The organism is Vibrio sp. (assembly GCF_038138445.1).
GTDB lineage: Bacteria > Pseudomonadota > Gammaproteobacteria > Enterobacterales > Vibrionaceae > Vibrio.
Genome location: NZ_JAYQDQ010000102.1, coordinates 1 through 12,900 on the forward strand (window position 1 = coordinate 1; position 12,900 = coordinate 12,900).

At 42.3% G+C, this 12,900-nt stretch carries 15 protein-coding genes; 3 read left to right on the forward strand and 12 right to left on the reverse strand.

Annotation, left to right across the window (positions count from 1 at the left end; genetic code table 11):
* The 12 genes from AAFM34_RS18265 to trmJ form a co-directional block, all read right to left on the reverse strand.
* A partial coding sequence (locus AAFM34_RS18265; RefSeq protein WP_341665304.1) for an elongation factor G occupies window positions 1–1,311 on the reverse strand: 1,311 nt, incomplete at its 3' end.
* Between the two features lie 397 nt (window positions 1,312–1,708).
* Window positions 1,709–2,137: a nucleoside-diphosphate kinase gene (ndk, locus tag AAFM34_RS18270; RefSeq protein WP_341665306.1), complete on the reverse strand. Its 429-nt coding sequence runs from the start codon at window positions 2,135–2,137 to the stop codon at window positions 1,709–1,711.
* A 50-nt stretch (window positions 2,138–2,187) separates the two neighbouring features.
* The gene (pepB, locus tag AAFM34_RS18275) at window positions 2,188–3,486 is read right to left on the reverse strand and encodes an aminopeptidase PepB (protein ID WP_341665308.1); all 1,299 of its coding nucleotides are present in this window, start codon (window positions 3,484–3,486) and stop codon (window positions 2,188–2,190) included.
* Window positions 3,487–3,649: 163 nt separating this feature from the next.
* The gene (gene iscX, locus AAFM34_RS18280; protein ID WP_114788032.1) at window positions 3,650–3,844 is read right to left on the reverse strand and encodes a Fe-S cluster assembly protein IscX; all 195 of its coding nucleotides are present in this window, start codon (window positions 3,842–3,844) and stop codon (window positions 3,650–3,652) included.
* A 47-nt stretch (window positions 3,845–3,891) separates the two neighbouring features.
* Window positions 3,892–4,230: an ISC system 2Fe-2S type ferredoxin gene (gene fdx / locus AAFM34_RS18285; RefSeq protein WP_341665311.1), complete on the reverse strand. Its 339-nt coding sequence runs from the start codon at window positions 4,228–4,230 to the stop codon at window positions 3,892–3,894.
* Window positions 4,231–4,241: 11 nt separating this feature from the next.
* A complete protein-coding gene (gene hscA, locus AAFM34_RS18290; protein ID WP_341665312.1) occupies window positions 4,242–6,095 on the reverse strand; it encodes a Fe-S protein assembly chaperone HscA in 1,854 nt (617 codons plus the stop codon).
* Between the two features lie 19 nt (window positions 6,096–6,114).
* The gene (hscB, locus tag AAFM34_RS18295) at window positions 6,115–6,630 is read right to left on the reverse strand and encodes a co-chaperone HscB (RefSeq protein WP_341665314.1); all 516 of its coding nucleotides are present in this window, start codon (window positions 6,628–6,630) and stop codon (window positions 6,115–6,117) included.
* Window positions 6,631–6,677: 47 nt separating this feature from the next.
* On the reverse strand, window positions 6,678–7,001 hold the full coding sequence (gene iscA, locus AAFM34_RS18300) for an iron-sulfur cluster assembly protein IscA (RefSeq protein ID WP_341665316.1): 324 nt from the start codon (window positions 6,999–7,001) through the stop codon (window positions 6,678–6,680).
* A 70-nt stretch (window positions 7,002–7,071) separates the two neighbouring features.
* Window positions 7,072–7,452, reverse strand: coding sequence for a Fe-S cluster assembly scaffold IscU (gene iscU / locus AAFM34_RS18305; protein ID WP_114788027.1), 381 nt, complete (start codon window positions 7,450–7,452; stop codon window positions 7,072–7,074).
* 51 nt (window positions 7,453–7,503) lie between these two features.
* The gene (locus AAFM34_RS18310) at window positions 7,504–8,718 is read right to left on the reverse strand and encodes an IscS subfamily cysteine desulfurase (protein WP_341665318.1); all 1,215 of its coding nucleotides are present in this window, start codon (window positions 8,716–8,718) and stop codon (window positions 7,504–7,506) included.
* 29 nt (window positions 8,719–8,747) lie between these two features.
* Window positions 8,748–9,254, reverse strand: a complete 507-nt coding sequence (gene iscR, locus AAFM34_RS18315; RefSeq protein WP_341665320.1) for a Fe-S cluster assembly transcriptional regulator IscR — start codon at window positions 9,252–9,254, stop codon at window positions 8,748–8,750.
* A 118-nt stretch (window positions 9,255–9,372) separates the two neighbouring features.
* A complete protein-coding gene (trmJ, locus tag AAFM34_RS18320; protein ID WP_341665322.1) occupies window positions 9,373–10,095 on the reverse strand; it encodes a tRNA (cytosine(32)/uridine(32)-2'-O)-methyltransferase TrmJ in 723 nt (240 codons plus the stop codon).
* A 169-nt stretch (window positions 10,096–10,264) separates the two neighbouring features.
* On the opposite strand from trmJ, the gene suhB reads away from it, so the two are divergent.
* The 3 genes from suhB (at window position 10,265) to AAFM34_RS18335 (ending at window position 12,787) form a co-directional block, all read left to right on the forward strand.
* Window positions 10,265–11,068, forward strand: a complete 804-nt coding sequence (gene suhB / locus AAFM34_RS18325; protein ID WP_341665324.1) for an inositol-1-monophosphatase — start codon at window positions 10,265–10,267, stop codon at window positions 11,066–11,068.
* A 190-nt stretch (window positions 11,069–11,258) separates the two neighbouring features.
* The gene (locus AAFM34_RS18330; protein WP_341665326.1) at window positions 11,259–12,272 is read left to right on the forward strand and encodes a phospholipase D-like domain-containing protein; all 1,014 of its coding nucleotides are present in this window, start codon (window positions 11,259–11,261) and stop codon (window positions 12,270–12,272) included.
* The gene (locus AAFM34_RS18335) at window positions 12,254–12,787 is read left to right on the forward strand and encodes a phospholipase D-like domain-containing protein (protein WP_341665328.1); all 534 of its coding nucleotides are present in this window, start codon (window positions 12,254–12,256) and stop codon (window positions 12,785–12,787) included. The genes AAFM34_RS18330 and AAFM34_RS18335 overlap by 19 nt, the downstream gene beginning before the upstream one ends.
* Window positions 12,788–12,900 lie beyond the last annotated feature (113 nt).

Genomic DNA, 12,900 nt, shown 5'->3' on the forward strand with positions numbered 1-12,900 from the left:
TACTTGGAATGATGGATCTTCTGCAACCATCTTACCAATAGCGATACCCATTTTCTCAGTAGAACCTTTATCTTTAGGTGCAACTGCGATTGAGATTACTGGTTCTGGGAAGATCATCGCTTCAAGCGTACATTCGTGCTTAGGATCACATAGAGTGTGACCAGTTTGAACATTCTTCATGCCCACAACTGCGATAATGTCACCGGCTTGTGCTTCAGTCAGCTCGTTACGCTCATCAGCTTGCATCTCACACATACGACCGATACGTTCAGTCTTGCCAGTTGCAGAGTTAAGGATAGTGTCACCCTTCTTCATGCGACCAGAATAGATACGGATAAAGGTTAGAGCACCGAAACGGTCATCCATGATTTTGAATGCTAGTGCTTTTAGTGGCTCATCAGCAGATACTGTAGCAACTTCACCAGTAGGCTCACCTGTTTCAGGATCAGTTAGAGGCTGAGGATCAACTTCTGTTGGTGCTGGCAGGTAGTCTACAACTGCGTCAAGAACAAGCTGAACACCTTTGTTTTTGAATGCAGAACCACAGAAAGTTGGGAAGAATGCTAGATCGCGAGTACCTTTACGGATACAAGCTTTTAGCTGTTCGATAGAAGGCTCTTCACCTTCCATGTACGCTTCCATTAGGTCGTCGTCTTGCTCTACAGCAGTTTCAACTAGCTCTTCACGGTATTGCTCTACATCGTCAACCATATCTGCTGGGATATCTTGAACTTCGTAGTTTTCTGGAAGACCAGAGTCATCCCACACGTATGCTTTGCGTGTTAGAACATCTACAACACCAACGAAATCGTCTTCACGACCGATAGGCAGAGTCATTACTAGAGGGTTAGCACCCAGTACGTTTTTGACTTGGTCAACAACGCGGAAGAAGTCTGCACCCATACGGTCTAGTTTGTTCACGAAGATCAAACGAGATACTTCTGAATCGTTCGCGTAACGCCAGTTAGTCTCTGACTGAGGCTCAACACCACCAGAACCACAGAATACACCGATACCACCGTCTAGAACTTTAAGTGAACGATATACTTCTACTGTAAAGTCAACGTGTCCCGGAGTATCGATAACGTTTAGGCGGTGGCCGTTCCACTCACAAGTAACGGCAGCAGACTGGATTGTGATACCACGCTCAGCTTCCTGCTCCATGAAGTCAGTTGTAGACTCACCGTCGTGTACTTCACCAGTTTTGTGGATTTTACCAGTAAGCTTAAGGATACGCTCAGTGGTGGTAGTTTTACCCGCATCAACGTGCGCGAAAATACCAATGTTTCTGTACTTTGATAAATCTGCCATTGTCTTACTCTGTTAATAAGGTATAAATTGCGCGCAGAGTATATCACAATCTGTCAAGACTGATAGCTTTGCGTGCATGTGTGAATAAAAAAACTTATGTCGTGAAGGCAATCATCTGATAGTACTGCTTTCTTAAGGAAGAAAAATAGAAGAGGAGACTATTTTTCAGCAACTTAAGATTAATATTTAACTCAAATAAAAATACTGATTAGAGAAAAATAAAGCCAACATGAGGTAGAGAATCTAACCTTATGATTTTCATAAAATCAATCGCGCGACTCATCAACTAAATTGATAAACAACTTGTTAACAGCGATAAGATATTTACCTAGGTAAAAAAGATGCGATAAAGGCGCTGCCGATCTAAGCAGCACCAATAACTAGATATAGAAGCAAACTAGCCGCGAGGACAAATTTCAGCAGCGGGAAAGAAAAACTCTATTTCTCTGGCTGCCGACTCAGGGCTATCAGAGCCATGTACCGAGTTAAGACGCATATCTATGGCGTAGTCAGCACGCAGGGTTCCACAAGCTGCTTCTTCAGGGTTAGTCTTACCCATCAACTCACGATATCTAGCAATAACGTTCTCTCCTTCCAGAACCTGAACCATTATTGGACCTGATGTCATAAACTCTTTCAAAGGTGGAAAAAATGGTTTGCCTTCATGCTCAGCATAAAAGCCACTAGCCTGCTCCTCAGTCAATTGCAACATTTTTGCTGCCACAATCTTAAAACCTGCTTTTTCAAAACGATTGTAGATTTCGCCAATCAGGTTACGTTCTACTGCATCAGGTTTGATGATAGAAAATGTCCTTTCTAGAGCCATAGGTATACCTTTATAATATTTTGCTATTGAGCGTTAAGACGCCACTAAAATTACTGATTTGCTTGCTGGATTAGTAGACCAGCTAAAGTACGTACGCCAACTCCAGTAGCTCCTGCAGCCCACATATCCGTTGCAGATTTACGATACGTCGCTGCACAATCAAAGTGCAGCCATCCTTTATGATAGTCTTCTACAAAGTAAGATAAAAATGCTGCTGCGGTACTCGCACCTGGTGCGTAGTCGCCACTACTGATATTGGACAAATCCGCAAAGTTTGACGGTAACATATCTCGGTGACAACTGGCTAGAGGAAGCGACCACAAGCCTTCTTTTTCTTCTTTAGCGACAGATAAAGCTTGCTGAGAAAGAGATTCATCAAAACTCATTAATGCGTGATAATCATTACCTAGAGCATTCTTGGCAGCCCCAGTTAAGGTTGCACAATCAATAATCAATTCAGGTTTTTGCTCACTGGCATATATCAACCCATCGGCTAATACTAAACGTCCTTCGGCGTCCGTATTCATAATCTCAACCGTCGTATCATTTTTATAGGTGATGATATCACCAAGCTTTAGCGCTCTACCTGAAATCATATTTTCAGCACAGCAAAGAATCAGTTTTACCCGCTTGTTAAGACCGCGCATAATCGCCAGCCCTAACCCACCAGTAATGGTACCAGAGCCACCCATGTCTGATTTCATCGCAGTCATGAAATTTGATGGCTTAATACTATAGCCGCCAGAATCAAAGGTGATCCCTTTGCCAACTAAGCATGCCCCTACAGGCGCGTTCTCATCGCCTGTAGGGTTATAATCCAGCTGTAACATGGCAGATGTTCTCTCCGAACCACGCCCAACTGCATAGATACCTTCCCAACCTTCATCTAACAGATCTTTGTCTTTTACGATACGGACTTTTACCGAACCTTCTGGTGCAACAGACTTAATAAACTCAGCCGCCATGGTCGCCAACTGTCTTGGAGCGACTTCCTCTGCCGGTTTATTGATGATGTCGCGGGTAAATTCAGTTGCTTTAATCCGTGCTTCTAACTCGGTTTGAGCAACGTCAACAAGTTCAGGCAAAATTAAAGCATTGTTTTTCTTTGGATTACGATATCCCTGATGAAATACCCAAACTGTTTCTAAGTCCCAGCCAGCACCTTGGAGTGAAACCGATGCTATACCCTGAGAGTCTAGTTTTCGAGCAGCCCGCTGAACGACTTCTAATTCATTACCTTGTCCTAAATGAATTGTTGCACCTTGTTCTGAAAAAGAAAGGATTGCCTTTTCTCCCCAATGGGCAGGCGCTGATTCGGTACTCAAAAATACTGACATTTGTTCGGACATGGTTTCTCCTTGTCTTTGTTACTGGCGAACTCTACGCCTATTTGCTCAACCTAGGGATGTTAGCATCTTAAAAGCTAAAAATGTTAGTTCAATAAAAAAACGGGCAATATCGCCCGTTTTTTTTAATCAGAAATGTTAACTTGAAAAGCTTTTACGCTTCTATCTAGTCCATTTCATCCATCCAGCATAAGATCACTGCTTCTAGGATTTTTTCATTCGAGCGATTAGGTTCATCATCAAACTCATCCAACTCGGTGATCCATTTATGTAAGTCAGTAAATCGAACTGTTTTAGGATCAAGCTCTGGAAACTTATCACAAAGCTCTATTGCTATATCCCGTGAATCCGTCCATTTCATTGCTCACTTTCCTTCTCGTTTTGGGTTAGTTTGTGCCATTAAAATTTTTAATGATCTTCAGAGGCATGGTTAAGTGTGTACTTAGGTATTTCTACGACTAAATCTTCATCGGTAACCTTAGCTTGACACCCCAAACGTGACTCAGGCTCTAAGCCCCATGCTTTGTCTAGCATGTCATCCTCTAATTCATCACTCTCTTCAAGAGAATCAAAACCCTCACGGATAACGATATGGCATGTAGTACATGCACAAGATTTTTCACACGCATGTTCAATGCCGATGCCATTTTTAAGTGCGACATCTAAAACTGTGTCACCTGTGTTCGCTTCCAAGACCGCACCTTCAGGACATAAATCTTCGTGCGGTAATACAATAATCTTAGGCATAACTGTTTCTCTTAAATATCATCTACTGATTGACCTGATAACGCAGATCGAATCGACTTGTCCATACGGCGTGAAGCAAAGTCTTGACTTGCTTTGTCAGCATCTTTAATACCTTGCTCAATTGCATCAGCGCTGTCACCGTTACGAAGCTCAATCAAGGATTCAATAACACCGACTAATGTTGCTTTCTCAGGCTCTGACAATAATTCATCACCATCAACTTGAATCGCCACCAGCAAACCTTCAATCACTCTATCGGCTTCTACACGCTGCTCAGCCAATGCGCGCGCCAGCATATCTTCTTTGGCATAAGTCATCGAATCACGCAACATATTCGCCACTTCATCATCGCTCAGACCATAAGAAGGTTTGACCTGAATCTCAGATTGAACCTTAGTGCTCTTCTCCATAGCATTCACAGAGAGTAAACCGTCAGCATCAACTTGGTAAGTGACTCGTATATGCGCAGCTCCAGCTGCCATTGGAGGGATTCCTTTGAGAGAGAATCGAGCTAACGAGCGACAATCATCGACCATTTCTCGCTCTCCCTGCATAACATGCACACTCATTGCGGTCTGACCATCTTTAAACGTGGTGAACTCTTGCGCTCGCGCAACCGGGATTGTGGTGTTGCGTGGAATAATTTTCTCAACCAAGCCGCCCATGGTTTCAATTCCAAGAGAAAGAGGTATTACATCCAAAAGCAACATTTCAGTATCTGGCTTATTACCAACTAAGATATCGGCCTGAATACCTGCGCCTATGGCTACGACCTCATCTGGGTTGATACTGGTTAATGGTGTACGTTGAAAAAATTCACCCACCATTTCACGAACTAGTATAGTTCGTGTAGAGCCTCCAACCATGACAACTTCTAGTACTTCATCAACATCTACTTGCGCATCTTTTAATGCTCTACGACACGACATCAAAGTCTTTTTCACAAGCGGTTGGATTAACAAATCAAACTCGCTTCTTGATATGCTCCCTGTCCAATCTAAAAACTCAACATCGACAGAATCTTTGTCAGATAATGCAATCTTAGTATCAGTTGCAAGGTTTAATATTGCTCTATGCTGCTCCGGAGATAAGGGAGCTTTAACGCCAGCTTGATCAAGTAAATATTTGGCCAAGAGATGATCAAAATCATCCCCACCTAATGCTGAATCACCACCAGTGGCAAGAACCTCAAAAACACCTTTTGACAAGCGAAGGATAGATACATCAAACGTACCACCGCCAAGGTCATAAACAGCAATAATACCCTCTTGCCCAGAATCAAGACCATAGGCAATCGCAGCCGCGGTAGGTTCGTTTAATAAACGTAAAACGTTGAGGCCAGCTAGCTTGGCCGCATCTTTTGTACCTGCACGCTGGGCATCATCAAAATAGGCTGGCACTGTAATGACAACCCCAGACAAATCACCACCTAGGGTTTTCTCAGCACGCTCAGCCAAAGATTGCAAAATGTCAGCAGACACTTGAATTGGGTTTTTGTCACCAGATGCTGTCTCAAACACAGGTAGACCATTGTCACTCTCTTTAAACTGGTAAGGCAGATTAGGGTATCTAGTCTGAATATCTTGTAGTGAGCGCCCAAGTAAACGCTTAACCGAAATCATGGTATTTTCGGGGTCCGATTCAGCCTTTTGCTTCGCCTCATAACCCACGATAGTCTCTGCTTGAGAGTAGTTGACGATGGATGGAAGAATGCTCCGCCCTAGTTCGTCTTTTAACGTTGAAGCGTCACCGCTGCGTATAGCAGCAACTAGTGAATTCGTCGTACCTAGATCAATACCTGCCGCTAGCTTATGCTCATGAGGTGCAGAACTTTGTCCGGGTTCGGCTATTTGGAGTAATGCCATGCTTGGTCCTTATTATTCACTAGCCGAGGAGTTTCTCTTCTACTAGCTCTATTTCATTTTTCAGTTTGGCGATAAACTTGAGCTTACGCACAGTGTCGGCAGCTTGAGTCCACTGACCAGCATCCAGTTCCACTTCAACAGCTTGAATATACTGCTTGTAGGTTTTGCTCACTTCAGCATCAAAGTCAAACAATGCGGCCTCTGGTTCGGGTTGAGACGGGATATCTTCGAGCTTTTCTCGCAGTTCCATCTGTTGCATGAGAAACATTGGATCGCTCATCGTCTGCTGTTCATCACGGATATCAACCCCATTTTCGGCTAGTATATATTCTGCTCGAGAGAGCGGACTTTTAAGCACATGGTAAGCATCGTTGATCTCTGATGCCTTTTGTACTGCCATCAGGCGATCGCGCTCAGATGCGGTAGCGAAATTATCTGGGTGGAAGCGTTTTTGTAGCTCACGAAACTGCGAAGAAAGAAGGCTACCATCCAGTTGAAACTGACGTGGTAGCCCGAATAGTTCAAAATAATTCATTAAGAGGTCGGTCCTTAAATAACACAGGGCCAGATGGCACTCATAAGTTACACGTTAAAGCTTTCACCGCAACCACATTCGCCTTTGGCATTTGGGTTGTTAAACTCAAAACCTTCATTCAGCCCTTCCTTAACGTAGTCAAGCTCTGTGCCATCAAGGTAAACTAAACTCTTTTTGTCGATAATCACTTTAACGCCTTGGTGCTCAAACACTTCATCTTCTTCATTAAGCTCATCAACAAATTCAAGTACGTAAGCCATGCCAGAACAACCTGTCGTCTTTACACCCAAACGTAAACCGACACCTTTGCCTCGGTTTTCTAAGAATGTTCTAACTCGACTTGCTGCCGTTTCTGTCATTGTGATGGCCATACTGCACCTTAATTAATTTGTTGACTCGTGGAATGGGAGCACTATGCCCCCATTATATACAGATTGCTTATTATTGGTGTTTTTTCTTGTAATCAGCAACTGCCGCTTTGATCGCATCTTCCGCAAGAATGGAGCAATGCACTTTTACTGGTGGAAGCTCAAGCTCTTCAGCTATTTCAGCATTTTTAATTTCTGCCGCTTCATCTATGCTTTTGCCTTTTACCCACTCAGTTACGAGTGAACTTGACGCGATAGCACTACCACAACCGTATGTTTTGAATTTAGCATCTTCAATAATGCCTTCTGGTGTTACTTTAATTTGCAGCTTCATCACATCGCCGCAGGCAGGCGCACCAACCATACCACTACCTACATTTGGATCTTCTTTATCAAAGGAACCAACATTTCTTGGGTTCTCGTAGTGATCAATTACTTTTTCGCTATATGCCATAATTTTTACCTCGAATCCTCTATAACAACTATTGAAGCGTAACTTAACAAGTTAGTGGTGTGCCCACTCAACTGTACTTAAATCTACTCCTTCCTTGTACATATCCCATAGAGGAGACATGTCGCGTAGCTTAGTCACAGCTACACGGATTTGTTCAATTGCATAATCCACTTCTTGTTCGGTTGTAAAACGACCGAAGGAGAATCGAACTGAGCTATGCGCTAATTCATCGTCTAAGCCTAAAGCACGTAATACATACGACGGTTCTAAACTGGCTGAAGTACAAGCACTACCAGAAGAAACCGCAAGGTCTTTCAATGACATCAGCAGAGACTCACCTTCAACAAAAGCAAAGCTGATATTTAAATTATGAGGAACACGTTGCTCGAAAGAGCCATTAACTGTCACAGCTTCAAGATCTTTGACACCCTCAAACAAACGGTTGCGAAGAGTCATTGCATGCTCGTAGTCTTTTTGCATGTCTTCTTTAGCAATACGGAAAGCCTCACCCATGCCGACAATTTGGTGAGTTGGCAAAGTACCAGAACGGAAACCACGTTCATGACCACCACCATGCATCTGGGCTTCCAAACGAATACGTGGTTTGCGACGTACGTAAAGAGCACCGATACCTTTAGGACCATAGGCTTTATGTGCAGATAAGGAAATGAGGTCAACTTTCATCTCTTGCACGTTGATTGGTAATCTACCCGCAGACTGGGCGGCATCAACATGGAAAACGATTTTACGGCTACGACATAAATCGCCTATTGCGGTAATATCTTGAACAACACCAATCTCATTATTCACATGCATGATAGAGACTAGAACAGTATCCTCACGCATTGCTGCTTCAAGTTTCTTTAGATCAATAATACCATCTGCTCCTGGCTCTAAATAAGTCACTTCAAAACCTTCGCGCTCTAGTTGACGACATGGATCAAGAACGGCTTTGTGCTCTGTTTTGCAAGTGATAATATGCTTACCCTTCTTAGAATAGAAGTGAGCAGCACCTTTTATAGCTAAGTTATCAGATTCAGTCGCGCCAGAAGTGAAAACAATCTCTCGCGGATCTGCATTTAATAAATCCGCAATCTGCTCACGAGCAGTGTCAACGGCTTCTTCCGCCTGCCAGCCATATCTATGTGAACGAGATGCTGGATTACCAAACGTACCGTCCATAGTCATGTACTGAACCATTTTTTCAGCTACCCGTGGATCAACTGGGCAAGTTGCTGAATAGTCAAGATAAATAGGCAGTTTCATTCTCTACTCCAATGTAACAGGCAAACCGCTTAAGAGCGGAAATTTATACCGATGGGTGCGGTGTTAGAATTCTTTTTAGAAAACCCATTATTAGTCGCAAGATCAAGGTCTTGGCGATCTGATACTTCTAGAACATCGTTATCAATCATCAGCTCACCCAGTGTGATATTGTTTAGAAAATCACTGATTCTTGAGCTCAAGTCATGCCAAAGTGTATGAGTTAAACAACGAGTTCCGCCTTGGCAATCACCTCGGCCGTGACATTTTGTCGCATCGACAGATTCATCGACTGCAGCAATAACAGTACCAATTGCAATAGCGTTGGCATCTGTGCCTAAACGATAACCGCCTCCCGGTCCGCGAACACTAGCAACTAGCCCAGCCTTTCGTAGTTTGGAAAAAAGTTGCTCCAAATAAGAAAGTGAAATACCCTGACGCTCTGAAATATCGGCCAGTGGTACTGGGTTTTGCTGCGAGTGCAGAGCCACATCTAACATGGCTGTAACTGCGTATCTTCCTTTAGATGTAAGTCTCATATAACACCATATCCACATCGTTTATGTGTTATAAATTCTTTCATACCCGACTAAAATAGTCAAGTATTTAACCAAGTATTTTAGTCAGGTATTATTTAGGAAAATACGAGAAAAAGTACTAAGGTAATTTTTTTTCAATAGCAGTCAAAATACCACGCAAAATGTTTAGCTCTTGAGTTTCAGGCCGAGCTCGCGTGAATAAGCGACGCAGTTTATTCATCACTTTCCCAGGTTGTTTATCGCTAATAAAGTCAATATCTTTCGCGACATTTTCCAAATGAGAGAAAAACAACTCTAACTCTTTATGCCTAGGGAAGTCATGGGCTTCAATAGTTTGATACGCCGCTTTTTTATGATCTAAATAAGCCATACGCACTTCATAACTTAGCGTCTGGACTGCCATCGCAAGATTCAGTGAGCTGTATTCAGGGTTCGCAGGAATGCAGACATGGAAATGACAGGTTTGCAGCTCTTCGTTTGTCAAGCCCGTCCTCTCGCGACCAAAAACCAGTGCAGTTGGAGAAACTAAAGCTTGCTCAATAAACTTTCGACCACATTCACGTGGCTCTAACATCGGCCACTCCAAAGTACGTGAACGAGCGCTAGAACCGACAACAAGGCTACAGTCCGAAATAGCTTCAGTGAGGCAGCTAACAATTGATGCGTTCTCGAGTATGTCAGTCGCACCCGACGACATAGACATAGCTTGCTGATCTATTTCACATTGAGGATCAACAAGAACCAAGTGAGACAAACCCATAACTTTCATTGCTCGAGCTGCTGAACCAATATTTCCTGAATGTGAGGTCCCAACAAGTACCACTTTAACATTATTTAACATTGGTTTTTCCCAGACAGTAAATTTGGACCGCGCGATAGTAACATATTCAGAGTGAAAAACATCACACCCTTTTGACTAATAGGACAAAAAACACCCACTTCCATTTAGCCAGTTATCTGGTATACTCCCGTCCGTTTTTCTGTTCTTTAACATCCGTTGGGAAATTTGTATGCATCCTATGCTTAACATCGCTATTCGCGCAGCGCGAAAAGCAGGCAATCATATTGCTAAATCTTTAGAAAATGTCGATAAAATTGAGTCCATTCAAAAAGGCACCAATGACTTTGTTACCAATATCGACAAAGAAGCAGAATCGATCGTTATAGATACTATCCGAGCCTCTTATCCAGATCACACTATTATCAGTGAGGAAACCGGCTTACTAACTGGTAAAGACGATGAAGTTCAATGGATCATAGACCCTCTGGATGGCACAACAAACTTCATTAAAGGTTTCCCACATTTTTCTGTTTCAATCGCAGTTCGCCTAAAAGGGAAAACGGAAGTTGCTTGTGTTTACGACCCTATGTTAAATGAACTATTTACAGCCCAACGTGGTTCCGGAGCTCAACTAAATAGTGCTCGCATTCGTGTTAAACAAATTAAAGATATGCAAGGTGCTATTTTAGCGACTGGTTTCCCATTCAAGCAAAAACAACATTCTGAGTCTTACTTCAAGATCGTGTCTGCCCTTTTTGTTGATTGCTCAGATTTCAGACGCACAGGTTCTGCAGCTTTAGACTTATGCTATCTAGCAGCAGGGCGTGTTGACGGCTTCTTTGAACTAGGTCTTAAACCTTGGGATATCGCAGCAGGTGAACTTATTGCGCGCGAAGCAGGAGCAATAGTAACAGACTTTGCCGGTGGTACAGACTATATGAAGTCAGGTAACGTCGTCTCTTCAAGTGCTCGCGGTGTTAAAGGACTACTAAAACATATCCGCGAAAACGGCAACGATGCTTTACTAAAATAATCCAGCACTAACAATTTATATTTTTGGCCCACTCTATTGAGTGGGCTTTTTTATGCGTGAAATCTCCCACCAAAATAATAAGCACAAATATCAATATCAATATCAATATCAATATCAATATCAATATCAATAAATCTCCTTTTAGTGATATGCTAAAGATATAACTACCGGTTTCAATATATTTACACAGATGAAAATAATCTCTTTACTATGTTCATTTCTATTGGTTTCGACTGGATGTAGCGCAACTTCTGATAGTGTACCTTTATCTGATAAAAACTATTGCGCTTCCTTACCGAAAGAAAAAATCAAAAGTCTTTCTCATTATATAAAGCCATACGAGTCGCAGCTCAAAGATAAAACAGGTGTCTATGTTTTAGAGCAGGGTGCTGAAGCTATGATGTCTAGAGCTTGGCTAACTGATAGAGCTGAAAAGACAATTGATATTCAGTATTTTATTTTCTCTGTTGATAATGTCGGGCTAATCGCCACAGATCACCTTGTTCGGGCAGCAGAAAGAGGAGTAAAGGTTAGAGTTCTGGTTGATGATATTATGCTCGAAGCCAAAGGCGACGAACTTTTAATGCTGGCTGCTCATGACAATATTGATATCAAAATCTATAACCCTAACGTAAACATAGGTAAAAACATCATCAATAAACTAGGAACAGTGTTGACTGACTTCCATGGTTTAAATCAGAGAATGCACAACAAAGTTTTTCTCGCCGATGATCAGATAGCAATTACAGGTGGACGAAACATAGCCGATGAGTATTTCGGTTTTGACCACGAGTATAACTTCAGAGACAGAGATGTTTTCTTGGCAGGTAAGGTTGTAACCGATGTCAAAACATCATTTGATGAGTATTGGAAACACGAATTGAGCACGAATGTTGAAAGCTTGATAGGAAAAAACCCTTATTCTAGAAACCCTGATTTTTCCAGACTTCACTCATATTCCTGTAATCCTAGTAACTTCCACCCTGAGATAAGAGCCGAAATACAGAAAGTTCCACAGACCTTTAAAAATTTAGCCGCTAGCGGAGATTTTCTATTCCTAGAGCATGTAGAATATATCGCAGATAAGCCAGGAAAAAATAACCGAAAAACATTTCTCGGGGGGGGGGGAGTATCACTCGAACTAAACTCATTGAACTCGCCGAAAAAGCCCAGAAAAGCATTCTTATACAAACCCCCTACCTAGTTACCACTAAAGCTGATCGTAAATTTCTAAAGCAGTTAGTTGATCGAGGCGTAGAGATTAAGATTTTAACAAACAGCCTTGCCTCTAATGATAACCTCGAAGCATTTAGTGGTTATCAACGAGATCGTTCAAAATTACTTAAAACAGGGGTCGAGATATATGAGTTCAGACCTGATGCCAAAGTTCGTCGTAGAGTAATGACAGAACACATGTTTAAAAGGCTACCTACCACTCCTATCTTTGGCCTACACGCAAAAACTATGACTATCGATAGTAAAGTAACTGTCATTGGCACGTATAACTTTGATCCAAGAAGCGCTAATTTAAATACTGAAAGCTTCACTGTCATTCATTCACCCGATATTACCGAGCGAGTAAAAAGCTCAATACTATTGGAAATGGAGCCAGATAATGCTTGGCTGATTAGTGAAGATTTCAACCCTGATCACTACGTCAGCATTTTTAAACAAATAGGCGTAAAAGCCCGACGAATTGTCCCTAAAAGTATCCTGTAATATTTTGTAGCTGTAATAGGTGGAGAGATTCGAACTCCCAACACGCGCATTCTTTGGGTATAAGCTGAATCCGCTGCTGAACGCTACAAAGTAAAAAGGCTCCAGTCTTACGA